Consider the following 24,721-nt stretch of genomic DNA (forward strand, 5'->3'; position numbering starts at 1 on the left):
GGCGGGTCGTCAGGCCGGTTCGTCCGGGATCAGCGCGTTCTCCAGCCAGGAAATCTGATCCTTCAGCTGCAGCTTGCGCTTCTTCATCCGCTTGATCGCCAGCTCGTCGTTGGCGATGTCGACCTGCAGGCGCTCGATCGCCAGGTCCAGGTCGCGGTGCTCCTGGCGCAGTTCCACCACGCGCCGCGCCATGCGCGAAAGTTCGGCCGGATCGGAGGGCTGGTTCATGCGCCGAGCATAACGCGCCGCCCCGGAGGCCGGGAGCGCGCGGGGTAAAATGCCGGCCAGATGAACACCATTCCGCTCCCCATCGCCGAGCCGCCCTCGCGTTCGCAGCGCGCCAAACCGCCGGCGAACAAGCACGAGGCCGACAAGCTGGCCAAGCGCCTGCGCCACCAGGTCGGCCGCGCCATCGCCGACTTCGGCATGATCGAGGACGGCGACAGGGTCATGGTCTGCCTGTCCGGCGGCAAGGACAGCTACACCCTGCTGGACGTGCTGCTGCAATTGCAGAAGAAGGCGCCGGTGAAGTTCTCGATCACCGCCGTCAACCTCGACCAGAAGCAGCCCGGCTTCCCGGAGCACGTGCTGCCGGATTACCTGACGTCGATCGGCGTGGATTTCCACATCATCGAGCAGGACACCTATTCGGTGGTCAGCCGGGTGATCCCGGAAGGCAAGACCATGTGCTCGCTGTGCTCGCGGCTGCGCCGCGGCGCGCTGTATACGTATGCGGAGGAACACGGCTTCACCAAGATCGCGCTGGGCCACCATCGCGACGACCTGGTCAACACCTTCTTCCTCAACCTGTTCTTCCACGCCAAGCTGAGCGGCATGCCGCCCAAGCTGCTCAGCGACGACGGCAAGCACGTCGTCATCCGCCCCCTGGCCTACGTGCGCGAGGACGACATCGAAGCCTACGCCGAGGCGAAGCGGTTCCCGATCATCCCCTGCAACCTGTGCGGCTCGCAGGAGAACCTGCAGCGCAAGCAGGTCAAGAAGATGCTGGCGCAGTGGGAGAAGGACGCGCCGGGCCGCATCGAGACGATGGCGCGCGCGCTGGGCGACATCCGGCCGTCGCAGCTGAGCGACCCGAAGCTGTTCGACTTCATGGCGCTGGGCAAGCGCGGCGACGATGCGTTGCCGGATGCGCATGCATGGCTGGCGGGCGGCGAGACGCAGCGCGACGACGATTGACCCCTCATCATCGTCATTCCCGCGCAGGCGGGCCGCTTTTGACAGACGAATGTCTGTCCAATCCAGCCCTTGCCATTTCAGGCAAAAATCAGACGCCGGATTCCCGCCTTCGCGGGAATGACGGAAAAAGCACCCACCCCAGCCCTTCCCTGCTTCGCAAGGGAGGGAGCACAAACAGGATTTCCGATGTTCTTCCGCAACCTGACCCTGTTCCGCTTCCCCGTCGCGCTCGACCTGTCCGACCTCGACGCCCACCTCGCCGAATGCGCGCTCAAGCCGGTCGGCCCGATGGAGCTGTCCAGCCGCGGCTTCGTCTCGCCGTTCGGCCACCACGGCGAGGCGCTCAGCCATGCCATCGAGGAATCGCTGTGGATCACCGTCGGCGGCGAGGACAAGTTGCTGCCCGGCGCGGTGGTCAACGACCTGCTGCAGAAGAAGCTGGCCGCCATCGAGGAGAAGGAAGGCCGCAAGCCCGGCGGACGCACGCGCAAGCGGATCAAGGACGAACTGGTCACCGAGCTGCTGCCGCGCGCCTTCGTGCGTCCGGTGCGCTGCGATGCGCTGATCGACACCAGGCTGGGGGTGATCGCCATCGACAGCTCCTCGCGCAAGAACGCCGAGTCGGTGGTGTCGGAAGTGCGCCGCGCGCTGGGCAGCTTCCCGGCGCTGCCGGTGAACGCCGAAGTCGCGCCGCGCGCCATCCTCACCGGCTGGATCGCCGGCGACCCGCTGCCGGACGGCCTCTCGCTGGGCGACGAATGCGAGCTGCGCGATCCCGCCGACTCCGGCGCGGTGGTGAAGATCCAGCGCATGGAGCTGGTCGGCGACGAGATCGCCAAGCACCTCGAAGCCGGCAAGCAGTGCACGCGGCTGGCGCTGACCCTGGACGACCACGTCAGCTTCGTGATCGGCGAAGACCTGATCGTGCGCAAGTTCAAGCTGCTGGACGGCGCCGTGGACCAGCTCGAATCCACCGAGCGCGACGACATCGCCGCCGAACTCGACGCCCGCTTCGCGCTGATGGCCGGCGAGTTCAAGCGGCTGTTCGCGGTGCTGGAGAAGGCGTTCAAGCTCAGCAAGGCGGACTGAGGATTTCCTCCTCCCCTTGCGCAGCAGGGGGAGGCCGGGAGGGGGTTGCACCTTGCGCGGCACCTCCCCGACCCGCCAACGCACGCTCCTTGGTTCGCAATCGCGCCGCCCACTCTTCCCCTTCGCCGAAAGAAAGGGCGCTTAGAATCGCCGCATGCGCTCCCTGTTCCGCCTGCTCGCTCCCGCCCGCATCGCGCCGAAAGCGCCCGCGGTGCAACGCGACAGCCTCGCGTTCCTGCTGGACGACGGCCGCCGCATCGACGTGCTGCGCGTGCGCGACCCGCGCGCGCGGCGGATCAAGCTCTCGGTCGACGAACGCGGCGCGCGGCTGACCCTGCCGCTGCGCGCCAGCCTGGTCTCCGGCGAACGCTTCCTGCACGAACATCGCGCCTGGCTGGCCGCGCAGCTCGCCACGCATGCGGACGCCGCCGGCATGGAACTGGCGCGCGGCATCACCGCCTCGCTGCCGCTGCGCGGCATCGACGTGCCGCTGCAATGGGACAGCGGCCGCGCCACCCGGCTGGAGTTCGCCGATGAGCGCGAGAACCTGCGCTTCATCGCCCCGGCCACCGCCGGCGACGCCGCGCTGCGCCGCGCGCTGAAGGATTTCTACGAAGCGCAGGGCCGCGCCGACGTCGGCCGCTGGCTGCCGACCTACATCGCCGGCCTGCCACGCACGCCGCGCCGGATCGTGTTCAAGCGCACCTCCTCGCTGTGGGGCTCGCTGGCCCCGGACGGCACGCTGGCGCTCGACCTCGCGCTGCTGCTGGCGCGGCCCTCGGCGTTCGAATACGTGCTGGTGCACGAGCTTTGCCATCTGCTGCACGCGAACCACTCGCGCCGGTTCTGGCACGAAGTGGAGGCACGCTTCCCGCACTGGCGCGGCGAACGCGACTACCTGCGCGCGGAAGGACGCGCCCTGAAGGGCCGGCTGCGGCAGCTGCTGGCCGGCTGACGAAGCGGAACGCATGGTCCACGGGCAGGAGAATCTCGGGGACGACAACCCGCAACAGCAAGGACAGGCGACGGATGTTCTACCTGCTGCTCAATGCGGACGGCACCCAGCTCACCGTCCGCACCGGCAACGACGGCTGAGGTTCAACCGGTCAGGAAATCGCGGAGCACCGACGCCGCTTCGGCCGGCTGCTGCATGTGCAGATGGTGGCCGCCCGGCATCGTGAGCAATCGCCCCTGCGGCAGCAGCGCCGCCCGGCGGCGGCGCTGCGCGTCCGGCAGGTAGGGCTGGGCGGGATCGGCGAACACCGCCAGCGTCGGGCAGGCGATGCCGGCCAGCAGGTCGTCGATCTGCGCTTCGGTCAGCCGGGTCAGCGACGGCAGGGTCAGGCGCGGATCGCTGCTCCAGCACCAGCCGCCGTCCACGGCGCGCACGCCGCGCTCCACCAGCAGCCGCACCAGCGCCTCGTCCAGCCCGCTGCCAGGCACGCGGCCGGCGTGCAGGCGGGCGCGCACGGCGGTGTCGATGTCGGGGAACACGCGCAGCCGCTTGTCCGCGACCAGCCGCTGCGCCGCCACCGCCTCGCGCATGCGGGCCGCAGTGTGTTCCGGCACGTCGGCCAGCGCGCCCAGCATCTCGATCACCGCCAGCCGTTCGATGCGGTCTGGGCAGGCGGCCGCGATCAGGCTGGAAATGCCCGCACCCATCGAATGCCCGAGCAGGCGGAAGCTGTCCCAACCCAGCGCGTCGGCCACGTCCAGCACAGTGGCAATTGCGACGCTGAAGGAATACTCCGCGCCGGGCTGCAGATGCGCGCTGCGGCCGTGGCCGGGCAGGTCGATCGCCACCAGGTCCAGCTCGCGCAAGTGCGGCGCCATCGGCAGGAAGCTGGCGGCGTTGTCCAGCCAGCCGTGCAGGGCGAGCACGCGCGGGCCGCGGCCGTCGTTGCGCAGCGCGGCAATGCGGCCTAACGGAACGTCGAAGCCGATCTCGCGCATCAGCGCCACCCGGCGTCGCGCTGCGCCAGCGACGCCAGCGCGCCGGCGTGCGCGGCATCCGCGTTCAGGCAGGGGATGTAGCGCAGCGCCTGCCCTCCGGCCTGCTGGAACGCCTCGGCGTTCTGCATCGCGATCTCCTCCAGCGTTTCCAGGCAGTCCACCGCGAAGCCGGGGCAGGCCACGTCGATGCGGCGCACGCCGTCGCGCGCGAGCTGCTGCAACGTCGGCATCGTATAGGGCTGCAGCCAGCGCTCGCGGCCGAAGCGCGACTGGTAGGTGAGCACGATCTCCTCGCGCGCGATGCCCAGCGCATCGGCGATCGCGCGCGCGCTGCCCTCGCACTGCGTCGCGTACGGATCGCCGCGATCCACCAATCGCTGCGGGATGCCGTGGAACGACAGCAGCAGGCGCTCGCCGCGCCCGTGCGCGTCCCAGTGCGCGCGGATCGAGGCCGCCACCGCCGCCGCCCAGCCGGCGTCGGCGTGGTAGTCATGCAGCAGTTCCACCTGCATGCCACTGCCGTGCGCGGCGACGGCGTCCGCCACGCTGGCGGTGGTGGTGGTCGAATACTGCGGATACAGCGGCAGCACCCGCACCCGCCGCACGTCGTCCATGCGCAGCCGCTGCAAGGTATCGGCCAGAGACGGCGCGCCGTAGCGCATCGCATGCTCCACCCGCCAGTCCGGCAGGCGCTGCTGCACGGCCTGCGCCAGCGCGCGCGTATGCACGGCCAGCGGCGAGCCGCCCGGCAGCCAGATCTCGGCGTACTTCTCCGCCACCACCGGACTGCGGCGCGGCAGGATCACCCGGCGCAGCAGCGGCCGCCACAGCCAGCGCGGCAGCTGCACCACGCGCGGATCGGACAGGAACTCGTCGAGGTAGGCGGCCACGGCCGGCGCGGTGGGCGCGGCGGGCGTGCCGAGATTGGCCAGGATCAGGGCCGTGTCGGTGGCTTGCGGCATCCGCATAGGATGACATGCGGATGCGGGAATCCCCGATGGCGGGCGCACCCTGCCTGGCGCAGGCTGCCTATCCACCTGCGGGGTACACTGGAGAAATGGATATGACCGATCTCGTACTGGAACACCTGCGCGGCATCCGTTCGTCGGTCGACGCGCTTCGTACGGATGTCGGCGAAATCAAGAATCGCCTGCTCGGCGTCGAGCAGGGCATCGCCGTCCTGCACCAGGACGCCTCCAACCTGCGCAGCATCGTCGCCGAACAGGGCGTCCGGCTCGACAGGTTGAATACCCGCGTCGAGCGCATCGAACAACGCCTGGAACTCGCCGGTTGAACCGGGCGCACGCCGCGACGGTTCCACACCGGTTCATCACCCCGCGCCTAGCCTGAACGCCAACGTCTCCGGAGTTCCCCGCATGTCCCACGCGCCGACCCGCCTCGCCTTCGCCCTTGCCGCCCTGCTCATCGCCAACGCCGCCGTGGCCGGCGACCGCGAGAACGTCCGCGCCGACGACGCGGTGCGGGTGGTGAAGCAGATCCAGGCCATTCCGGAGGCGTCGATCCCGGATCGCCTGCTGGACGACGCCAAGGGCATCGTGGTGGTGCCCGACACGATCAAGGCCGGCTTCATGCTCGGCGGCCGCCACGGCCTCGGCGTGATGGCGGTGAAGAATTCCGACGGCACCTGGTCGAACCCGGTGTTCGTGAAGCTCTCCGGCGCCAGCTTCGGCCTGCAGGCCGGCGTGCAGTCGGCCGACGTGATCCTGGTGTTCCGCAGCCAGCGCGGGCTGGACAACATCGTCAACGGCAAATTCACCCTCGGCGCGGACGCCAGCGTGGCCGCCGGCCCGGTGGGCCGCAACGCCGCCGCCGCCACCGATGGCGGGCTGAAGGCGGAAATCTGGTCGTGGTCGCGCGCGCGCGGACTGTTCGCCGGCGTCGCGCTGGACGGCGCCGTGCTGTCGATCGACAACGGCGCCAACCGCAGCGCCTACGGCGCCGGCGTGACCCCGCGGATGATCTTCGAGGGCCGCGCGCCGCAGGCGCCGTCGGCCGCGATCGTCGCCTTCCGCGACACGCTGGAGGAGGCCACCGCCGCCGCCCGCTACGCCCGTGGCGGCGCCAGCGCCCCGGCAGCGCCGCCCGTCGCCACCGCCTCGGGCGAAGTCACCGTGCAGCCGCTGGAGTCCGGCAACGCCGCGACCACCACGCCGCTGGAACCGGCAACGGCGACCAGGCCGTAAGCTAGAATCCGCAATCTTCCCCACCACAGCGAGCGTATCCATGGGCGGTTTCAGCATCTGGCATTGGCTGATCGTGCTGGTCATCGTGCTGCTGGTGTTCGGCACCAAGCGCCTGACCTCGGGCGCGCGCGACCTCGGCAAGGCCGTGCACGAGTTCAAGAAGGGCATGCACGGCGAAGGCGGGCAGGACGACCAGCCCGCCGCACGGATCGGCGAAGACAAGCCGGCGTCCACCGGCTCCGAGCAGCGCGAACGCGACGACGCGGCGCGCTGACGCCGCCAGGCGCGGTCGATGTTCGATTTCTCCCTCGGCGAGATGCTGGTCGTCGCCTTGGTGGCGCTGGTCGTGCTCGGCCCCGAGCGCCTGCCCAAGGCCGCGCGCTTCGCCGGCCTGTGGGTGCGCAAGGCGCGCGCGCAGTGGTATTCGATGAAGAACGAGCTGGAGCAGGAACTGGCCAGCGAGGAACTGCGGCGCAGCCTGCGCGAAAGTCAGCAGGCGTTGCGCGAGACCGAGGCGCAGCTGCGCGAGGCGACCAGCGAAGCGCCGCGCGCGATCGCCCCGCCGTCCGACGACGCGTCCGCCACGCCCGCCGATGCGGTGAAGCGCGATGACTGACGCCGTCGACGACAGCGAGCGTCCGCTGATCGCCCACCTGCTGGAACTGCGCACGCGGCTGCTGCGCGGCATCGTCGGCCTGCTGCTGGTGCTGGCCTGCCTGCTGCCGTTCGCCAACAAGCTGTACGCGCTGCTGGCGCAGCCGCTGCTGGACAAGCTGCCCAAGGGCGGCCAGCTGATCGCCACCCAAGTCGCCTCGCCGTTCTTCGCGCCGATGAAGCTGGCGTTCTTCGCCGCACTGATGATCGCGATGCCGTGGCTGCTGTACCAGGCCTGGGCGTTCGTCGCGCCCGGCCTGTACCGGCGCGAGAAGCGGCTGGCGCTGCCGCTGCTGAGCTCGGCACTGCTGCTGTTCTACGCCGGCTGCGCGTTCGCCTATTTCCTGGTGCTGCCGATGGTGTTCGGCTTCCTCGCGCGGGTGACACCGACCGGCGTGGCGATGATGACCGACATCAGCGCCTATCTCGATTTCGTGCTGGTGCTGTTCCTCGCCTTCGGCCTGAGCTTCGAGCTGCCGGTGGCGCTGGTGATCCTGGCCCTGCTGGGCTGGGTGACGCCGGCGCAGCTGCGCGAGGGGCGCGGCTACGCCATCGTCGGCATCTTCGTCGTCGCCGCCGTGCTGACCCCGCCGGACGTAGTCAGCCAGCTGATGCTGGCGATCCCGATGTGCCTGCTGTACGAGGCCGGGATCATCGCCGCGAAGTTCGTGGCGCCCGGCGCGGACGGCGCGCGCGCCTGAGCGCGGGTCAGGCCTCGAAGCCGTGCACCTGCGGCGGCAGCGGGGCGGCGCCGAAGGTGTCGCGCCAGGCCAGGTAGGCCGCGCCCACCACCAGCACCAGCACCGCCGCGGCGAAGCCGTACATGGTGAGCAGCATCAGCACCGTGCCCAGCAGCGGATGGATGGCGCCGCCCACCAGAGCGAGCAGGGTGGCGACCAGCGCCACCACGATCGCGGCCACCACCAGCGCGCCGATGAACAGCACGCCGGCCAGCAGGTTGGCGCCGACGTTGCGCACCGACGCGCGCAGACCGTCGCGCAGCGCATCGCCCAGGCCGGCGCCGGAGAACAGCATCAGCGGGATCGCGAACAGCATCAGGCCGTAGCTGAAATAGTTGAAGACCAGCTGCACCAGGAACAGCAGGCCGGAGTTCTGCGGCTGCGGGATCGTCGGCGTGCCGCCCTGCATCGCCACGTGCATCGCCTGCAGATAGTCGCTCCAGTAGTCGCTGCCGGCCACCGCCACCATCAGCGCGCCGCCGAGCACCGCCAGCGCCACCTGCACCAGCCCCAGCCAGGCCAGCCGCCGGCCGTGCGCGCTGCGCAGCGGCGCGAACACGTCGCGCGCGCGCGCCGGGCGCCCGGCCTCGGTTTCGCGGATCACGTGCATCAGCCCGCCCAGCAGCACCGGCACCAGCAGCATCACCGCCAGCGTCAACGGCACGGCCACTGCCATCAGCAGGCCCAGGTCGGGCGTCTTGCCCTCGGCCTTGCCGCCGACCACCAGCGCCGCCAGGATCACCGCCAGCGCCAGCGCCGCCGCGTACAGCGCGGCGATCGCCAGCAGCGAGGCGCCGAACACCGCGCGCGGGTTCTTCGCGCCCAGGTCGATGGCCTGACGGAACCACACCAGCCCCTGGCTGGCCGGCAATCTGCGAATGTCCATGCTGCGCCCCGGAAAGAGACGCACAGGATACCGGAGCGCGCGTCAGCGCCGCGCGTGACGGACGAAGCGGCGCAACAGCTTGCGCGCCTGCGGCGCGGCCGAAACGTCCCCCGCCAGCCGCTTGTGGCAGCGGCCCTCGCGGGCCAGCGCGTCGCCGCGGGCGCGGATGTAGCCGCGCATGTGCATCGCGCTGAACTCCGGGTGGAACTGCACGCCCCAGGCGGCTTCGCCCCAGCGGAAGGCGTGGCAGGCGTCGTGGCCGTTGCGGGCCAGCACGGTCGCGCCCGGCGGCGGGCGCAGCACGCTCTGCAGGTGGGTGGCCTGGGCCGGGAAGCCGGCGGGCAGGCCGGCGAACAGCGGGTCTGCCTGCGCCTCGGCGTGCAGGTCGATGCGGACCGTGCCCATCTCGCGGCCGTTGGGGTTGTCGCCGACTTCGCCGCCCAGCGCGTGCGCGATCAGCTGGTGGCCGTAGCAGATGCCGAGCAGCGGCAGCCCGGCGTGGGCCGCCTCGCGCAGCCAGCCGGCGCTGCGTTCGCTCCAGTCGTGCCGCTCGGTGACCATCGCCGCCGAACCGGTCACGATCGCCCCGGCGAACCCCTCGCGGCCGGGCAGCGCGTCGCCGCGCTGGACGTCGATGACCACCGCCTCGTCGCGTTCCAGCCCGGCCGCCACCCGGATCCAGTGGGCGAAGCTGCCGTGGCGGCGCATCGAGGCGACGGGCTGGCCGGTTTCGATGATGAGGAAGGGCGCGGTCATCGGCGTTCGGAAGGCGGGAGCGGCGGGGCGGCAAAACGGGCGCCCTTATACTAATCGGCTACATCGCACTTCCCAGCCCGCCATGGCCGTTCCGATCACCTTCCAGCAACTCGTCTCGCGCCTCAACGCCTACTGGGCGGAGCAGGGCTGCGTCCTGATCCAGCCGCTGGACCTCGAAGTCGGGGCAGGCACCTTCCACCCGGCCACCTTCCTGCGCGCGCTCGGGCCGGAGCCGTGGAACGCCGCCTACGTGCAGCCTTCGCGCCGCCCCACCGACGGCCGCTACGGCGAGAACCCCAACCGCCTGCAGCGCTACTACCAGTACCAGGTGGTGATGAAGCCCTCGCCCGACAACATCGTTGAGCTGTACTTCGATTCGCTGAAGGCGCTGGGCATCGATCCGCTGGTGCACGATCTGCGGCTGGTCGAGGACAACTGGGAATCGCCGACGCTCGGCGCCTGGGGTCTTGGCTGGGAAGTCTGGCTCAACGGCATGGAGGTGACCCAGTTCACCTACTTCCAGCAGGCCGGCGGCCTGGAATGCCGGCCGGTGCTGGGCGAGATCACCTACGGCCTCGAACGCCTGTGCATGTACCTGCAGAACTGCGACAACGTCTACGACCTGGTGTGGACCTACGGCCCGGACGGGCTGCCGGTCACCTACGGCGACGTCTACCACCAGAACGAGGTGGAGCAGAGCGCGTACAACTTCGAGCATGCCGACGTGGCCGAGATGTTCCATCGCTTCGACGCCTGCGAAGCCGAGGCGCTCAAGCTGGTCGAAGCCGGCCTGCCGCTGCCCGCCTACGAACAGGTGACCAAGGCCAGCCACAGCTTCAACCTGCTGGACGCGCGCCGCGCGATCAGCGTGACCGAGCGCCAGCGCTACATCCTGCGCGTGCGCAAGCTGGCGCAGGCGGTGGCCGAAAGCTATTACGCGCAGCGCGAGAAGCTCGGTTTCCCTAGCCTGAAGAAGCAGCAGGCCGACGCTGCATGATCCTGATCGGCATGTACGACAGTTCGTACACGCGGCGCGTGGCGATCGCGATGGCCCTGTACGGCCTGCCGTTCGAGCACCGCGCCTGGTCGGTCGGCCGCGACTTCGACCGCATCCGCGAGTACAACCCGCTCGGCCGCGCGCCGACGCTGGTGCTGGACGACGGCGAGGTGCTGACCGAGTCGGCGATGATGCTGGACTACCTCGACGACCTCGTCGGCCCGCAGCGCGCGCTGCTGCCGCCCACCGGCGTCGCCCGCCGCGACGCGCAGCGGCTGATCGCGCTGGCCACCGGCGCCATCGACAAGGCCATCCTGATCGTGCTGGAGCGGATCTTCCGCCCGGTCGAGATGCACAGCGACGCCTGGCTGTCGCGCTGCCGCACCCAGGTCGAAGGCGCGCTCGGGGCGCTGGAACAGCACTGCGTCGCGCGCGCCGGCCACGATTGGCTGGTCGGCGACGCCATGACCCACGCCGACATCGCCGCCGCCTGCTTCGTCACCCACCTGCGCGAGGCGCTGCCGCTCGACCTGTCGCCGTGGCCCGCGCTGCGCATGCGCGTGGACCGCTGCGAGGCGCTGCCGCTGTTCCGTGCCCACTACATCCCGTTCGACGCTCCCGTTCCAACTTCCAAGGCCGCCGCATGACCACCTCGCCGATGCAACCGCTCCTGATCGAACTCGGCACCGAGGAACTGCCGGTCAAGGCCTTGCCGGGCCTGGCGCAGGCCTTCTTCGACGGCGTGCTGGCCGCGCTGGACAAGCGCGGCATCGCCGTCGAGCGTGGCGATGCCAAGCCGCTGTATTCGCCGCGCCGCCTCGCGGTGCTGCTGCCGGGCGTGGCGACCGAGCAGCCGGAGCAGACCTCCGAAGTGCTCGGCCCGTACCTCAACATCGCGCTGGACGGCAGCGGCGCGCCGACCAAGGCGCTGGAAGGCTTCGCCGCCAAGGCCGGCGTCGAATGGACCGCGCTGGAGAAGACCCGCGACGCCAAGGGCGAGCGCTTCGTGCACCGCGCCACCAAGCCGGGCGCGCGCACTCTCGATTTGTTGCAGGCAGTGCTGGACGAGGCGCTGGCCGGCATGCCGATCCCCAAGCCGATGCGGTGGGGCGACCACGCCTACGGCTTCGCCCGCCCGCTGCACTGGCTGGTGGCGCTGCTGGGCGACGACGTGGCGAACGTCGAAGCGCTCGGCATCCGCGCCGGCCGCGAGACGCGCGGGCACCGCTTCCACCACCCGGAAAGCATCGCCATCGCGCGTCCGCAGGAGTATGTGGAAACGCTGCGCGGCGCGAAGGTGCTGGTCGACGCCGACGAGCGCCGCGCGCGCATCGTCGATGAAGTCGAACGTGCGGCCAAGGCCGCCGGCGGCAGCCCGCGCATCGACGAAGGCAACCTCGAGCAGGTGAACTGCCTCAACGAATGGCCGGTCGCGGTGGCCTGCGCGTTCGAGCGCGACTTCCTGGCGGTGCCGCAGGAAGCGCTGGTCGAGACGATGGAGGCCAACCAGAAATTCTTCCCGGTGCTGGACGCGCAGGGCCGGCTGACCGAACGCTTCATCGGCATCGCCAACATCGAATCGAAGGACGCCTCGGAAATCCGCAAGGGCTACGAGCGCGTGATCCGCCCGCGCTTCGCCGACGCCAAGTTCTTCTTCGACGAGGACCTGAAGCAGGGCCTCGCGTCGATGGGCGACGGCCTGAAGACCGTCACCTACCAAGCCAAGCTCGGCAGCGTGGCCGACAAGGTGGCGCGCGTGGCAGGGCTGGCCGAGATCATCGCAACGCAGGTCGGCGCGGATGCGGCGATGGCGCGGCGCGCGGCAGAGCTGGCGAAGAACGACCTGCAAAGCCGCATGGTCAACGAGTTCCCGGAACTGCAGGGCATCGCCGGCCGCTACTACGCGCAGCGTGCAGGCGAGCCCGATGACGTGGCGCTGGCCATCGACGAGGCCTACCGCCCGCGCTTCGCCGCCGACGACATCGCCGCATCCACACTCGGCAAAGTGCTGGCCATCGCCGAGCGCTTGGACACGCTGGCCGGTGGTTTTGCGGCGGGCCTGAAGCCGACCGGCAACAAGGACCCGTTCGCGCTGCGGCGCAATGCGCTGGGGTTGGCGCGGACGATCATCGAGAGTGGGTACGATCTAAACATTCATAACCTTGTTGGTCAGGCTCAGGATCAAATCGCCACCAACAAGACCTTCGATGAGTTCAATAAACGCGCATTGGCCGCAGAAACCGCAAAAGCTTCGGGCGTGAAGGTCTCTGGAATCGAAGTGCCCGTTGGCAGCACGTCACTCGCAGAAGTCAATGAGGTTTACGACTTCATTCTCGACCGCCTGCGCGGCTACTACGCCGACCGCGGCGTGCCGGCCGCGCACTTCAACGCCGTCGCCGAACTGAAGCCGACCTCGCTGTACGACTTCGACCGCCGCCTCGACGCCATCGGCACCTTCGCGCAATTGCCCGAGGCCGCCGCGCTGGCCGCCGCCAACAAGCGCATCGGCAACATCCTGAAGAAGGCCGACATCGCGATCCCGGCGATGGAGGACGCGGCGCTGCTGTCCGAGCCCGCCGAACTGGCGCTGGCCGAGGCAGTGGAAGCCGCCTACGGCGAGACCGGCCACGCGCTGGCCCACGGCGACTACGTGAACGTGCTGGCGCACCTGGCGCGGCTGCGCCCGCAGGTGGACGCGTTCTTCGATGCGGTGATGGTCAACGCCGACGATCCGGCCGTGCGCGCCAACCGGCTGGCCCTGCTCAAGCGGCTGGCCGACCGGCTGGGCAGCGTGGCGGCGATCGAGCACCTGTCGGTCTGACGGACGCGCCGGCGCACGCCGGCCCGCTTGCCTTTTGCCCGTCGTCTCACGCCGGCGGGCATCTTTCGCAGAGCGCGTGTCTGCGTATCCAGCGTTTTCGCTCTTCGAGCGTTCTTCTGGAATGTCCGGTCAAAAGACGCTGGACGCCCGCCTGCGCGGGAGTGACGAACAGGCGCGGGCTCCCATCGCGCGAAGACGCACCGCCGCCCCGCAGTTAATCGCGCGTTGACGCGTCCCCGGTATGCTGCGCCGATGCCACCCTCCCGCGCGCGCCTGACGCTGTTCCTCGCCTGCTGCCTCGCCGCCGTGCCGGCGCTGGCGGCCAAGGTGACCAAGGTCGAAATCCGCGGCCTGCCCGACGAGGCGATGGAAGCCAACGTGCGCAGCGCGTTGTCGCTGAACGACGAGCTCGGCAAGGACCTGCGCGCGCGCCGGCTGGGCTATCTGCTGCGCGTGGCCGAGGACGAGGCGCGGCAGGCGCTGGAGCCGTTCGGCTACTACGCGCCGACGGTCACGGTGACTCGCAGCGACCGCGCGAGCGCGGACGCGAACGACGGCAGCGGCGCCCGCGCCCGGGACGACGGCGACGATGCCGGCGACGGCAACGCCGAAGACGCCGCCGGCGACGACGCGAACGCCCGCCGGAGCGCCGCCAGCGACCGCACCCTGACGGTGACGATCGACATCCAGCCGGGCGAGCCGGTGCGGGTGCGCGGCTTCGACCTCGGCGTCGACGGCCCGGCCTCCGCCGACGCCGGCGTGGCCTCCGCGCTGGACGCCTTCCATCCGCGCGCGGGCGAAGTGCTCGACCACCAGCGCTACGAAGCCGGCAAGGCGCGGGTGGCGCTGGCGCTGGCCAACCACGGCTATTTCGACGCCGGCTTCGCCAGCCACCGGATTGAGGTGACCCGCGCGCAGCACGCCGCCGACCTCGACCTGCGCTGGACCAGCGGCGCGCGCTACGCGCTGGGCGAGGCGCGCTTCACCCAGGCGCCCAACGCCGTCATCGATCCGCGCCTGCTCGACAAGCTGGTGCCGTGGACGCTCGGCGACGCTTACGACGAGGCCGAGCTGGACCGCCTGCGCAAGTCGCTGGTCGCGCTCGACTACTTCGGCCTGGTGGACGTGCAGGCCACGCCGGACGCCGCCGCCGACAGGCGCGTGCCGGTCGACGTGCAGCTGACCCCAGCTCGGCGCAGCATCTACACGTGGGGCGCCAGCTACGGCACCCTCAGCGGCCCCGGCATCAGCGCGGGCGTGGAGCGGCGCTACCTCAACGCGCGCGGGCACAAGGCGCTGGCGCAGATCGATTACGCCGACAAGCGCAAGACCGCCACCCTGCAATACCGCATCCCCGCCTTCGCCTGGCTGGACGGCTGGTACACCGCCAGCCTGCAGGCCGCCGACGAAGTCACCGACTACGTCAACAGCCGGCGGCTGGAGCTCGTCGCCAGCCGCAGCGGGCAATACAACGACCACCTCAACCTGGTCGCCTCGATGCACGTGCTGCGCGAGCGCTGGGCCTACAACGTCGCCGACGACGGCGGCGGCGCGATGGCGCCGATCGACTACCGCTTCGCCAGCTTCGTCTACCCGTCGCTGCGCGCGGAATACATCGACGTGGACGAGCGCATGGCCCCGCGCCGCGGCGCCGGCGGCACGCTGACCCTGCGCGGCGGCACCGGCGGCAGCGACGGCAAGGCCACCTTCACCCAGCTGCACGCCACCGTGCAGTGGTTCCACGGCTTCGACGCCGACAGCCGGCTGATCGCGCGCGGCGAGCTGGGCCACACCTTCACCAAGGACCTGCTGGACCTGCCGCCCAGCCTGCGCTTCTACGCCGGCGGCGACCGCAGCGTGCGCGGCTACGGCTGGCACGAGATCGGCCCGAAGGTGGACACCGACTTCGGCGACTACTACACCGGCGCGCCCAACGTGGTCACCGCCAGCCTGGAATACGAACGCTACTTCAAGGGCCCGTGGGGCGCGGCGGTATTCGTGGACAGCGGCAGCGCGTTCGAGGGCCGCCGCCCCGACATGCACACGGGCGTCGGCATCGGCCTGCGCTGGCGCTCGCCGGTGGGACCGGTGCGCATCGACATCGCGCACGGGCTGAAGTCGCCCGACTCGCCGGTGACCATCCACCTCAACATCGGCGCCGATTTATGAAAGCGCGCGTGAGGACACGGCCGTGAACTGGCGCGAACGCTACCGCCGCTATCGCCGCTACGGCCTCGATCCGCTGCCGGACGACGCCACCCGCGAGCAGCGCGAGGCGCGCATCGCCGAACTGCGCGCGCTGCGCCGCAAGCGCCGGCGCAAGGTGGCGATCCGCAGCGGCGTCGGCACCCTGCTGGTGGCGCTGGCCGCGGTGGCATTGATCTACTGGCTGGTGACCACCATCGGCGGGCGCGACTTCCTGCTGCGGCAGATCGTGGCGCGGCTGCCGGCCGACACGGTGCTGACCTGGCAAAGCGCGGAAGGCCCGGTGTCCGGGCCGATGACCCTGCACGGCGTACATTTCTCGATGCCGCGCCAGCGCGATCCCGATTGCAAGCCGACCGCGCAGGCGAGCTGCGCGATGGGCACCATTACCTTCGACGCGCAGACCGTGGTGCTCGACCCGGCGATCCGCCCGCTGTTCGGCCGCACCCTGCGGCTGGACGCGCTGAACGTGGCCGGCGCCGTGCTCGACCTGCCGCGCAGCGACACGCCGTTCGAACTGCCGACCTGGCCCGACGTGCTGCCGCAGATCGAACCGCCCTTGAACCTGGAGGCCGACGCGATCCGCATCGACGGCTTCCGCGTGCTGCAGGACGGCGAGCCGATGATCGACATCCGCAGCGCGCGCGGCGGGCTGGACGCGCGCAGCGGCAGCCTGCACGTCGAACGCCTTGCCGTGGACAGCGACCGCGGCCGCTTTACCCTGCACGGCGATTACGCGCCGCGCCGCGATTTCCGCAGCGACCTGCTCGCCACCGCCGTGCTGCCCGCGCTGGCGGGACGCACTGCACCGCGCCTCGGGCTGGTGGCGCGCGGCGACCTGTCGCGGATGGTCGTCGCCGTCGCCGGCCGCGCGCCCGCATCGCTGCGCGCCACGCTGATGCTGTACGGCGACGAGGACGCGCCGCGCTGGCAGCTGGATGCGAACAGCGACGCGCTCGACATCGGCCTGCTCGCGGGCAGCGGCGAAACCGGCCTGCCGCTGCGCTTCAAGTTCGACGCCGAAGGCACCGGCGGCAATGCGCAGTTGCACGGCATGTTGCAGCGCGGCGACTTCGCCCTGACCGTGTTGCCGTCGAAGCTGCGATTGCAGGATCAGCGCCTGGAGCTGCAACCGCTGGCGGTGGAAACGCTGGGCGGGCGCATCGTCGCAAATGGCTTCGCCGACCTGCACGACCCGGACAACACATCGCTCAAGCTGGCGCTGAACGCGCGCGGGCTGCGCTGGAGCGACGCCGCCGGCAACACCGCGATCCTCGCCGACGCCGACCTCGGCGTCGCCGGCAAGCCCGAGCGCTGGGCGCTGAAGGGACAGGCGCGGCTGGCGCGCGGTAAGGATCGCGCCACCGTCGACGTGACCGGCAACGGCGACCGCGACGGCATGCGCATCGAGTCGCTGCAGGCCGCGATGCCGCAGGGCCGGCTGGATGCCGAGGGCACGCTGGCATGGACGCCGGCGCTGCAATGGAAGGCGCAGGCGCAGCTGGCCGGCTTCGATCCCGGCTACTTCGCGCCGGACTGGCCGGGCGCGATCCACGGCACGTTGCGCAGCGACGGCATTCTGCGCGACGGCAAGGGCCTGCTCGCGCACGTCGATGCGCGCGACCTCGGCGGCAAGCTGCGCGGCCGCGCGCTGTCCGGCCATGCCAGCGCCGACGTGGACGGCGATGCGTATGCCGGCGACATCGCGCTGACGCTCGGCGGCAGCAGCATCGACGCGCGCGGCAAGGTCGCCTCGGCCATCGAGGTCGATGCGAACCTCGCGCCGCTGCACCTCGACGACCTGCTGCCGGATGGCAAGGGCGTGCTGCGCGGCACGCTGAAGCTGCGCGGCGCGCGCAACGCGCCGGACGTCGCCGTGGACCTCACCGGCAGCGACCTCGCCTTCGGCGACTACCGCGCCGCTCGGTTGCAGGCGCAGGGCGCGCTGCCGTGGCGGCGCGGCGACGGCACCCTGCGCATCGACGCCGGCGGCCTGCAGGCCGGGCTGCCGCTGGATAGCCTGCGCGCCACCCTGCGCGGCGCGGTGGAACGCCTGCGGCTGGACGCCGAGGCGCACGGCGGCTTCGGCACGCTGGCGCTGGCCGGCGACGCGCAGAAGCAGGGCGCGCGCTGGCAGGGTCAGCTCGCGCAACTGAAACTCGCACCCGCGCAGGCCGCGGCATGGACGCTGCAGGCGCCGGCGCGCTGGAGCTGGGACGGCCGCAACGGCGCGCTCTCGCAGGCCTGCCTGCAATCGACCATCGGCGGCGCGCTCTGCGCCAGCGCCGACTGGCCGCGTCGCGGTCTCGACCTGCACGGCAACGGCCTGCCGCTGGCGCTGGTGTCCGACTGGCTGCCGAAGCGCGAGAACGGCCGGCCGTGGGCCTTCGACGGCAGCGTCGATCTCGACGCGCAGCTGCGCCCGCAGGGCAACGCCTGGCGCGCCACCGCCAGCGTCGCTTCGGCCAGCGGCGGCCTGCGCAACAGCGCGCGCTCGCGCCGCAACCTGTTCGGCTACCGCGAGCTGAAGCTGGACGCCACCATCGACCCACAGCGCATCGACGCCACCGTCGGCGCGGGGCTCGACGCCGGCGGCCGCATCGACGCCCACGTCGCCACCGGCTGGGACGCCTACACGCCGCTGGCCGGCACATTGAAAGCGAACGTGCGCGAACTCGGCTGGCTGGAGCTGTTCTCGCCCGACATCGTCGAACCGGCGGGCACGCTCGACGTCGATCTGCGCCTGGCGGGAACCCGCGCGCGCCCGCTGCTGGGCGGCAACGGGCGGTTGCAGGCGTTCGCCGCCGAACTGCCCGCGCTGGGCATCGCCGTGCAAGACGGCGACGTGCGCCTGCAGGCGCGCGAGGACGGCAGCGCGCTGATCGACGGCAGCCTGGGCACCGGCAAGGGCGCGCTGCGCATCGACGGCAGCCTGGGCTGGCTGGACGACGCCACCCCGCTGCAGCTCAACCTGCGCGGCACCGACGTGCTGCTGGCCGACACCCGCCAGGTGCGCGTGCTGGCCTCGCCGGACATCGCGGTCAGCTACCGCGCCGGCGCGCCGCTGCAGGTGCGCGGCACGGTCGCGGTGCCGGAGGCCGACCTCCACCTCGAACGCCTGGAGATGGGCGTCTCGCCCTCGCCCGACGTGGTGGTGCTGGACCCGGCCGACCCGCAGAAGGTCGCGACGCCGCTGGCCATCGACCTGGACGTGACGGTGGACGTGGGCCAGAAGGTGCGCATCGACGGTTACGGCCTGGCCGGCACCCTCGGCGGCAGCCTGCGCGTGCGCCAGCAGCCCGGCCGCGAGCTGCGCGCCACCGGCGCGCTGGACGTGGGCGGCCGCTATCGCGCCTACGGGCAGGATCTGCGCATCACCCGCGGCAAGCTGATCTGGTCGAACGCGCTCGCCGGCGACCCGCTGCTGGACATCCGCGCCGAACGCGAGATCGGCGACGTCACCGCCGGCGTGCAGGTGAACGGCCGCGCCTCCGCGCCGCAGGCCAGCGTCTGGTCGAACCCGGCGATGAGCCAGTCGGAAGCGCTGGCCTACCTCACCCTGGGCCGCCCGCTGCCCAGCCTGAGCAGCCGCGAGATGCAGCAGGTGGACGTCGCCAAGTCCGCGCTCAACGCCGGCGTGGGCATGCTGACCGCGCAGCTGGGCGCGCGCATCGGCTTGGACGAAGCCGGCGTGAGCACCTCGCGCGCGCTCGGCGGCGAGGTGCTGGGCGTCGGCAAGTACCTGTCGCCGAAGCTGTACGTCAGCTACGGCGTGTCGCTGCTCGGCACCGGCCAGATCGTCACCCTGAAATACCTGCTGCGGAAGGGCTTCGACATCCAGATCGAATCCTCCACCGTCGAGAACCGCGCGTCGGTGAACTGGCGCAAGGAGAAATAGCGCGATGCGCCTGTGGTCGCTGCATCCGCGCCACCTCGACCCGCAGGGCTTGGTCGCCCTGTGGCGCGAGGGCCTGCTGGCCCGCGCCGTGCTGCACGAGCAGACCCGCGGCTACCGCATGCATCCGCAGCTCGACCGCTTCAAGGCGCACCCGCAGCCGAAGCGCGCGATCGACGCCTATCTCGCAGCGGTGCAGGAAGAAGCGACGGCGCGCGGCTACCGGTTCGACCGCGGCAAGCTCGGCCGCATCCACCGCGTCGCGCCCATCGCAGTGACGCGCGGCCAGCTCGACCACGAATGGACGCATCTGCTGCGCAAGCTGGAAGTGCGCAATCCGGCGCTGCACGCGCGCTGGCGCGATGCGGCGGCGGAGGCGCATCCGCTGTTCGTGATGGTCGAGGGCGGCGTAGCGGACTGGGAGCGGGTCTAGCGGCGGCGAAACGCGGCAGCTGCGAACACAATCAGCGCGTAACGCGCGCGCCCTTCAGATGCGCGGCGCCATCGACCACGTCGGTCCACACCAGCCACGCGCCGCCGGCATCGACGGCCAGCTTCGGATAGCCGCTGGCCATGCCGCGCGCGCCCAGCGTCGCCACTTCGAGCTGCTGCAGTTTCTTCGACAGGTCGGGCGCATAACGGGCCAGCATCAGCGTCTGTCCCTGCGGGCGTTCGCGCAGCCACGCCACCCATACCTGCCGCGCGTCGATGCCGACCGCGGCGCGGCCCAGCACCTGTTCGCCTTCCTCCACCGCGACCGGCGCGGCGAAGCTGTCGCCGGCGTCCGCGCTGCGGGCGAGGCGCAGCGCCGGCTTGCCGCCGGCCTCGCTGTACCAGAGCACCACCGCGGCGTTGCCGGCCGCGGCCAGGGCCGGGCCGGCGACCGGGCAGCTGTCCACCTTCCAGCCATCGGCGTGGACGGTCTTCGGCGCGCGCCATACGCCGTTCTCCAGGCGCGCCACCGCGACGTCGCGGATCTCGTCGTCGCTGCGGTCGCGGTAGGCGAGCAGCGGGCCGCGCGTGGTCATCGCCACCGCGGTCTGGCAGCAGTCGCAGACGCGCGCATCGACCACCGCGTCGGCGCCGCGCTGCAGGCTCATATCGAAGCGGTTGGCGCGAAGCTGCATCGCGCCGGCGGCGTGGTGGCCGTGGCTTTCGTCCTCGCCGCCGCCCTGCGCGCGGCCGTCCAGCCAGGCGATGCCGAGCGCGTCCGCGCCGTCCGGCCACAGCGACGCGAAGCCGTGCTCGGCCTCGATGCCGTCGCCGTTCACGCGGGTGATCTGTTCCCAGCGCATGCCGCCGTCGCGCGAGCGCGCCAGCACCACGTCGTAGCCGGCCGCGTCGTCCGGCTGCGCCTGCAGCCACTGCACCCACATCGCGCCGTCCGGGGTGGCCAGCAGGTGCGGCGTGTCGGCGGCGTTGGCGACCAGTGCGTTGCCCACGGCAATCGTGCGCGGCTGGCTCTGCCAGCCGGTCTCGTCGGTATAGGACGCGAACTGCAACGCGTTGCGGCGGCCCTCGCGGCGGTTGATCCAGCCCAGCAGCACGCGTCCGCCCGGCGCGGTCGCCAGGTCCGGCGCGACCGACCCAGCTTCGGCAGGCAGCACCCAGGTCTGCACCGCGTAGTCGCCGTTGGCGGGTTTGGGCGGTTGGGCGTCGCGCTTGCAGCCGGTAAGGGCGGACAGGGCGAGGACGAGAGCGAATGCGGCGCGTGTGTTCATGCGGGAAGGATACGCCTGCGCTTCGACCGAAGCGGCTTGGGCGGCTTCGTGTCGTCATTCCCGCGTAAGCGGGCCGCTTCCGACAGACGAATGTCTGTCCCGTCCAGTGACGTTTGTGCGGCTTCGCGAGGTGCGGCAAAGGTCAAAGACGCTGGATACGCAGACGCGCGGCCTGCGAAAGATGCCCGCTTTCGCGGGAATGACGAACAACGGGTCAGGCCGCGCGTTCGCGTCTTGCGCGTTCCAGGTGCACCAGCAGCAGCGAGATCGCCGCCGGGGTGACGCCGGGGATGCGCTGCGCCTGGCCCACGGTCTGCGGACGCACGCGCTGGAGCTTCTGCAGCACTTCGGCGGACAGGCCGCGCACGCCGGCGTAGTCGAACGCGTCGGGGATCGCGGTGGATTCGTTGCGGCGTTGCCGCGCGATCTCCTCGCGCTGGCGGTCGAGGTAGCCGGCGTACTTGGTTTCGATCTCCACCTGCTCGGCGACTTTCGCGTCCTCGACGGCGGGGCCGAGTTCCGGCACGCGCATCAGCGCGGCATAGTCCAGTTCGGGGCGGCGCAGCAGGTCGAGCGCATTGTTCTCGCGGCTGACCTCGATGTTCAGATGCTGCGCCAATGCCGCGCCCAGCGCGTTGTTAGGCGCGGCCCACAGCGCGGACAGGCGCGTGGTTTCGGCGGCCACCGCGTCGCGCTTGCGATTGAAGCGCGCCCAACGCGCGTCATCGACCAATCCCAGTTCACGGCCCACCGGCGTGAGGCGCGCATCGGCGTTGTCCTCGCGCAGTTGCAGCCGGTATTCGGCGCGCGACGTGAACATGCGATAGGGCTCGGACGTGCCGTGGGTGATCAGGTCGTCGACCAGCACGCCCAGGTAGGCCTCGTCGCGGCGCAGGCTCCACGCGTCCTGCTGGCGTACGAAGCGCGCGGCGTTGACGCCGGCCAGCAGGCCCTGCGCGGCGGCTTCTTCGTAGCCGGTGGTGCCGTTGATCTGGCCGGCGAAGAACAGGCCGGCCACCGCCTTGGTTTCCAGCGACGCCTTCAGGCCGCGCGGATCGAAGAAGTCGTATTCGATGGCGTAGCCGGGGCGGGTGATGTGCGCGTTCTCGAAGCCGGCGATGCTGCGCACCAGTTCCAGCTGCACGTCGAACGGCAGCGAGGTGCTGATGCCGTTCGGGTAGATCTCGCTGACGGTCAGCCCTTCCGGCTCGACGAAGATCTGGTGGCTGGCCTTCTCGGCGAAGCGCACCACCTTGTCCTCGATGCTCGGACAGTAGCGCGGGCCGATGCCTTCGATCTGGCCGGAATACAGCGGGCTGCGGTGCAGCGCGTCGCGGATGAGCTGATGCGTGCGCTCGCTGGTCTGGGTGATCCAGCAGCTCACCTGCGCCGGCTGGTCTTTGTTGCTGCCCATGAACGACATCACCGGACGCGGATCGTCGCCGGGCTGTTCCTGCATTACCGAATAATCCAGCGTGCGGCCGTCGATGCGCGGCGGCGTGCCGGTCTTCAGCCGGTCCACCACGAAGCGGCCGTCGCGCAGCTTGTGCGCCAGCGCGGTCGAAGGCGGATCGCCCATGCGGCCCGCCGCGTACTGGGTTTCGCCGATGTGGATTTTTCCGGCGAGGAACGTCCCTGCCGTGAGAACGACCGCCGGCGCGTGGAAGCGCAGGCCGGTATTGGTGATCGCGCCGCGCACCGCGTCATGTTCGATGACCAGATCGTCGACGGCGGCCTGGAATACGGTCAGGTTGTCCTGCGTCTCCACCGCGCGGCGGACGAAGGCGCGGTACAGCGCGCGGTCCGCCTGGCAGCGCGTGGCGCGCACCGCCGGGCCCTTCGACGCGTTGAGCGTGCGCCACTGGATGCCGGCGGCGTCGGCGGCCTTCGCCATGATCCCGCCCAGTGCGTCGATCTCCTTGACCAGATGGCCCTTGCCGATGCCGCCGATGGCCGGGTTGCAGCTCATCGCGCCGACGGTGTCGATGCTGTGGGTCAGCAGCAGCGTACGCGCGCCGGCGCGGGCGGACGCCAGCGCGGCCTCGGTGCCGGCGTGGCCGCCGCCGATCACGATCACGTCGAAGCTGTAGAAGGACTCGCTCATCGGGGAATTATCGCGCGTCGGGCGAAGCGCCCGCGTTTCGGCGCGATCCGGACGGCGCGCAAGGTTGGCACGCTTCCTGCTTTGTACCTGGCAGCACTCGGCGTGGCACGCCAGCAGGCGATGGTCGGACTGAACAGGGGCCGATCTTGCGTGCGTCGGGGAAGCTCGGGGGCCGGGTGTCGGGGGACATCCGGCCCTCTTTTTTCGTCTTCGATCCGGCTGCGCGCCTTGGCTGCCGCGGCTTGCGCGGCGCGCGCATGCGTCTTGCGCGGAAGCGAGAAGCGCCGGTGCCCGCAGGACGAGACGGAACAGGGGGGATCCGGAGAATCCCGCCAGGCACCGGCGCGGCTAGAGTAGCGCGATCCGGCGCGAAGTGACGCCCTCGGTCAACCTCGCGACAATCCGCGGTTCAGCCTGTGAACGGCATCACGCTTTCGCGCGGCGTTGCGAAAATCCGCATGTAAATCCGCACCTTGCGGCGCGTTCCGGACCGATCCGCGGCATGCGCTAGCATGCGGCGATGACGACTCCCGATCTTCCCGCGCCGCGCTTCGACGACGTCCTCGCCGCCGCCGCGCGCATCGCCCCGCACGCGCACGCCACGCCGGTGCTGCATTCGCGCGCGCTCGACGCCGAAGCCGGCGCGGCGCTGCGCTTCAAGGCCGAGCACCTGCAGCGCATCGGCGCGTTCAAGTTCCGCGGCGCGTGCAACGCGGTGTTCGCGCTGGCCGACGCGCAGGCCGCGCGCGGCGTGGTCACGCATTCCTCCGGCAACCACGGCGCGGCGCTGGCGCTGGCGGCGCAGCTGCGCGGCATTCCCTGCCACGTGGTGGTGCCGGAAGGCGCGGTGCGGGCGAAGCTCGCCGCCATCGAACACTACGGCGCGCAGCTGCACCACTGCGCGCCGACGATCCGGGCGCGCGAAGAGACCTGCGCGCAGGTGCAGGCCGACACCGGCGGCACCGTCGTGCATCCGTACACCGATCCGCGGGTGATCGCCGGCCAGGGCACCGCCGCGCTGGAGCTGCTGACCGCGCAGCCCGATCTCGACGCGCTGGTGGTGCCGCTGGGCGGCGGCGGGCTGGCGGCCGGCACGGCGCTGGCGATGCGCGCGCTGGCGCCGGGCTGCGACCTGTTCCTGGCCGAACCCGAAGGTGCGGCCGACGGCGCGCGCTCGTTCGCGCGCGGCGCGCTGGATCACGATTTCGTGCCCGACACCGTCTGCGACGGCCTGCGCGGCACCCTCGGTGCGATCAACTTCGAACTGCTGCGCGCGGCCGACGCGCGGGTGCTGACGGTGGACGACGCGCGCATCGTCGCCGCGATGCGCCTGCTGTGGACGCGCACCAAGCAGCTGGTGGAGCCGTCGTCCGCCGTCGCGCTGGCGGCGGTGCTGGCGCAGCGCGAACGGTTCGCCGGACGCAGGGTCGGCATCGTGCTGTCCGGCGGCAACGTGGATCTGGACGCCCTGCCGGCGCTGCTGGCCCTCGCGGCCTGAG

Annotated in this window: 20 protein-coding genes and 2 pseudogenes; 15 read left to right on the plus strand and 7 right to left on the minus strand. The window is 71.1% G+C overall.

The genetic code is table 11. The annotated features are described in order from the left end of the window. Positions 1-9: 9 nt before the first annotated feature. On the minus strand, positions 10-228 hold the full coding sequence (locus H9L17_RS07930; RefSeq protein ID WP_187571779.1) for a YdcH family protein: 219 nt from the start codon (positions 226-228) through the stop codon (positions 10-12). Between the two features lie 60 nt (positions 229-288). On the opposite strand from H9L17_RS07930, the gene ttcA reads away from it, so the two are divergent. The 3 genes from ttcA to H9L17_RS07945 all read left to right on the plus strand — a co-directional run bounded on the left by ttcA (position 289) and on the right by H9L17_RS07945 (position 3,241). After that, entirely contained in the window at positions 289-1,197 is a 909-nt protein-coding gene (gene ttcA, locus H9L17_RS07935; protein WP_187571780.1) for a tRNA 2-thiocytidine(32) synthetase TtcA, read from the plus strand. 186 nt (positions 1,198-1,383) lie between these two features. Beyond that, complete coding sequence (locus H9L17_RS07940; RefSeq protein WP_187571781.1) at positions 1,384-2,286, plus strand: recombination-associated protein RdgC; 903 nt, start codon at positions 1,384-1,386, stop codon at positions 2,284-2,286. Between the two features lie 154 nt (positions 2,287-2,440). After that, entirely contained in the window at positions 2,441-3,241 is an 801-nt protein-coding gene (locus H9L17_RS07945) for a YgjP family zinc-dependent metalloprotease (RefSeq protein ID WP_187571782.1), read from the plus strand. Positions 3,242-3,384: 143 nt separating this feature from the next. On the opposite strand, the gene H9L17_RS07950 is transcribed toward H9L17_RS07945, so the two are convergent. Both H9L17_RS07950 and hemH read right to left on the minus strand, forming a co-directional pair. Continuing rightward, positions 3,385-4,239 (minus strand): alpha/beta fold hydrolase, encoded by an 855-nt coding sequence (locus H9L17_RS07950; protein ID WP_187571783.1) that lies wholly within the window; start codon positions 4,237-4,239, stop codon positions 3,385-3,387. Then, positions 4,239-5,201 carry a ferrochelatase gene (hemH, locus tag H9L17_RS07955; RefSeq protein WP_187571784.1) on the minus strand — a complete coding sequence of 321 codons (963 nt, stop codon included), beginning with the start codon at positions 5,199-5,201 and terminating at the stop codon, positions 4,239-4,241. Before hemH ends, H9L17_RS07950 begins: the two co-directional genes overlap by 1 nt. A gap of 101 nt (positions 5,202-5,302) precedes the next feature. Between hemH and H9L17_RS07960 the strand changes: the two genes are divergently transcribed. The 5 genes and pseudogenes from H9L17_RS07960 (at position 5,303) to tatC (ending at position 7,798) form a co-directional block, all read left to right on the plus strand. After that, positions 5,303-5,533: a hypothetical protein gene (locus tag H9L17_RS07960; RefSeq protein WP_187571785.1), complete on the plus strand. Its 231-nt coding sequence runs from the start codon at positions 5,303-5,305 to the stop codon at positions 5,531-5,533. Positions 5,534-5,615: 82 nt separating this feature from the next. After that, positions 5,616-6,428: pseudogene (locus H9L17_RS07965) on the plus strand (lipid-binding SYLF domain-containing protein); the annotation flags it as partial. Between the two features lie 55 nt (positions 6,429-6,483). Continuing rightward, the gene (gene tatA, locus H9L17_RS07970) at positions 6,484-6,717 is read left to right on the plus strand and encodes a Sec-independent protein translocase subunit TatA (RefSeq protein WP_187568956.1); all 234 of its coding nucleotides are present in this window, start codon (positions 6,484-6,486) and stop codon (positions 6,715-6,717) included. A gap of 18 nt (positions 6,718-6,735) precedes the next feature. Next, positions 6,736-7,032: pseudogene (gene tatB, locus H9L17_RS07975) on the plus strand (Sec-independent protein translocase protein TatB); the annotation flags it as partial. Positions 7,033-7,051: 19 nt separating this feature from the next. Further along, entirely contained in the window at positions 7,052-7,798 is a 747-nt protein-coding gene (gene tatC, locus H9L17_RS07980) for a twin-arginine translocase subunit TatC (RefSeq protein ID WP_187568958.1), read from the plus strand. Between the two features lie 7 nt (positions 7,799-7,805). Here the strand turns inward: tatC and H9L17_RS07985 are convergent, their stop codons facing one another. Next, entirely contained in the window at positions 7,806-8,723 is a 918-nt protein-coding gene (locus H9L17_RS07985; protein WP_187568959.1) for a hypothetical protein, read from the minus strand. Positions 8,724-8,765: 42 nt separating this feature from the next. Further along, positions 8,766-9,479, minus strand: a complete 714-nt coding sequence (locus tag H9L17_RS07990) for a glutamine amidotransferase (protein ID WP_187568960.1) — start codon at positions 9,477-9,479, stop codon at positions 8,766-8,768. A gap of 82 nt (positions 9,480-9,561) precedes the next feature. Here H9L17_RS07990 and glyQ point away from each other — a divergent pair, with 82 nt between their 5' ends. The 6 genes from glyQ (at position 9,562) to H9L17_RS08020 (ending at position 19,830) form a co-directional block, all read left to right on the plus strand. Next, complete coding sequence (gene glyQ / locus H9L17_RS07995; RefSeq protein ID WP_187568961.1) at positions 9,562-10,476, plus strand: glycine--tRNA ligase subunit alpha; 915 nt, start codon at positions 9,562-9,564, stop codon at positions 10,474-10,476. Beyond that, on the plus strand, positions 10,473-11,123 hold the full coding sequence (locus H9L17_RS08000; RefSeq protein ID WP_187568962.1) for a glutathione S-transferase family protein: 651 nt from the start codon (positions 10,473-10,475) through the stop codon (positions 11,121-11,123). The genes glyQ and H9L17_RS08000 overlap by 4 nt, the downstream gene beginning before the upstream one ends. Further along, positions 11,120-13,297 carry a glycine--tRNA ligase subunit beta gene (glyS, locus tag H9L17_RS08005; RefSeq protein WP_246455029.1) on the plus strand — a complete coding sequence of 726 codons (2,178 nt, stop codon included), beginning with the start codon at positions 11,120-11,122 and terminating at the stop codon, positions 13,295-13,297. Before H9L17_RS08000 ends, glyS begins: the two co-directional genes overlap by 4 nt. A gap of 252 nt (positions 13,298-13,549) precedes the next feature. Further along, positions 13,550-15,466 carry an autotransporter assembly complex protein TamA gene (locus tag H9L17_RS08010; protein ID WP_187568963.1) on the plus strand — a complete coding sequence of 639 codons (1,917 nt, stop codon included), beginning with the start codon at positions 13,550-13,552 and terminating at the stop codon, positions 15,464-15,466. Between the two features lie 22 nt (positions 15,467-15,488). Further along, entirely contained in the window at positions 15,489-19,400 is a 3,912-nt protein-coding gene (locus H9L17_RS08015) for a translocation/assembly module TamB domain-containing protein (RefSeq protein WP_246455036.1), read from the plus strand. A 4-nt stretch (positions 19,401-19,404) separates the two neighbouring features. After that, entirely contained in the window at positions 19,405-19,830 is a 426-nt protein-coding gene (locus tag H9L17_RS08020) for a pyrimidine dimer DNA glycosylase/endonuclease V (RefSeq protein WP_187568964.1), read from the plus strand. 31 nt (positions 19,831-19,861) lie between these two features. Here the strand turns inward: H9L17_RS08020 and H9L17_RS08025 are convergent, their stop codons facing one another. Together H9L17_RS08025 and mnmG are read right to left on the minus strand one after the other, a co-directional pair. After that, complete coding sequence (locus H9L17_RS08025; protein WP_187568965.1) at positions 19,862-21,118, minus strand: hypothetical protein; 1,257 nt, start codon at positions 21,116-21,118, stop codon at positions 19,862-19,864. 214 nt (positions 21,119-21,332) lie between these two features. Further along, positions 21,333-23,222, minus strand: coding sequence for a tRNA uridine-5-carboxymethylaminomethyl(34) synthesis enzyme MnmG (gene mnmG, locus H9L17_RS08030; RefSeq protein ID WP_187568966.1), 1,890 nt, complete (start codon positions 23,220-23,222; stop codon positions 21,333-21,335). A gap of 520 nt (positions 23,223-23,742) precedes the next feature. Here mnmG and H9L17_RS08035 point away from each other — a divergent pair. Further along, a complete protein-coding gene (locus H9L17_RS08035; protein ID WP_187568967.1) occupies positions 23,743-24,720 on the plus strand; it encodes a pyridoxal-phosphate dependent enzyme in 978 nt (325 codons plus the stop codon). Position 24,721 lies beyond the last annotated feature (1 nt).

The organism is Thermomonas brevis, assembly GCF_014395425.1.
In the GTDB taxonomy this organism is placed as follows: domain Bacteria; phylum Pseudomonadota; class Gammaproteobacteria; order Xanthomonadales; family Xanthomonadaceae; genus Thermomonas; species Thermomonas brevis.

Coding starts and splice junctions, on each gene's coding strand:
- H9L17_RS07930 (WP_187571779.1), bottom strand. CDS start 228: ATGAACCAGCCCTCCGATCCGGCCGAACTTTCGCGCATGGCGCGGCGC.
- ttcA (WP_187571780.1), top strand. CDS start 289: ATGAACACCATTCCGCTCCCCATCGCCGAGCCGCCCTCGCGTTCGCAG.
- H9L17_RS07940 (WP_187571781.1), top strand. CDS start 1,384: ATGTTCTTCCGCAACCTGACCCTGTTCCGCTTCCCCGTCGCGCTCGAC.
- H9L17_RS07945 (WP_187571782.1), top strand. CDS start 2,441: ATGCGCTCCCTGTTCCGCCTGCTCGCTCCCGCCCGCATCGCGCCGAAA.
- H9L17_RS07950 (WP_187571783.1), bottom strand. CDS start 4,239: ATGCGCGAGATCGGCTTCGACGTTCCGTTAGGCCGCATTGCCGCGCTG.
- hemH (WP_187571784.1), bottom strand. CDS start 5,201: ATGCCGCAAGCCACCGACACGGCCCTGATCCTGGCCAATCTCGGCACG.
- H9L17_RS07960 (WP_187571785.1), top strand. CDS start 5,303: ATGACCGATCTCGTACTGGAACACCTGCGCGGCATCCGTTCGTCGGTC.
- tatA (WP_187568956.1), top strand. CDS start 6,484: ATGGGCGGTTTCAGCATCTGGCATTGGCTGATCGTGCTGGTCATCGTG.
- tatC (WP_187568958.1), top strand. CDS start 7,052: ATGACTGACGCCGTCGACGACAGCGAGCGTCCGCTGATCGCCCACCTG.
- H9L17_RS07985 (WP_187568959.1), bottom strand. CDS start 8,723: ATGGACATTCGCAGATTGCCGGCCAGCCAGGGGCTGGTGTGGTTCCGT.
- H9L17_RS07990 (WP_187568960.1), bottom strand. CDS start 9,479: ATGACCGCGCCCTTCCTCATCATCGAAACCGGCCAGCCCGTCGCCTCG.
- glyQ (WP_187568961.1), top strand. CDS start 9,562: ATGGCCGTTCCGATCACCTTCCAGCAACTCGTCTCGCGCCTCAACGCC.
- H9L17_RS08000 (WP_187568962.1), top strand. CDS start 10,473: ATGATCCTGATCGGCATGTACGACAGTTCGTACACGCGGCGCGTGGCG.
- glyS (WP_246455029.1), top strand. CDS start 11,120: ATGACCACCTCGCCGATGCAACCGCTCCTGATCGAACTCGGCACCGAG.
- H9L17_RS08010 (WP_187568963.1), top strand. CDS start 13,550: ATGCCACCCTCCCGCGCGCGCCTGACGCTGTTCCTCGCCTGCTGCCTC.
- H9L17_RS08020 (WP_187568964.1), top strand. CDS start 19,405: ATGCGCCTGTGGTCGCTGCATCCGCGCCACCTCGACCCGCAGGGCTTG.
- H9L17_RS08025 (WP_187568965.1), bottom strand. CDS start 21,118: ATGAACACACGCGCCGCATTCGCTCTCGTCCTCGCCCTGTCCGCCCTT.
- mnmG (WP_187568966.1), bottom strand. CDS start 23,222: ATGAGCGAGTCCTTCTACAGCTTCGACGTGATCGTGATCGGCGGCGGC.
- H9L17_RS08035 (WP_187568967.1), top strand. CDS start 23,743: ATGACGACTCCCGATCTTCCCGCGCCGCGCTTCGACGACGTCCTCGCC.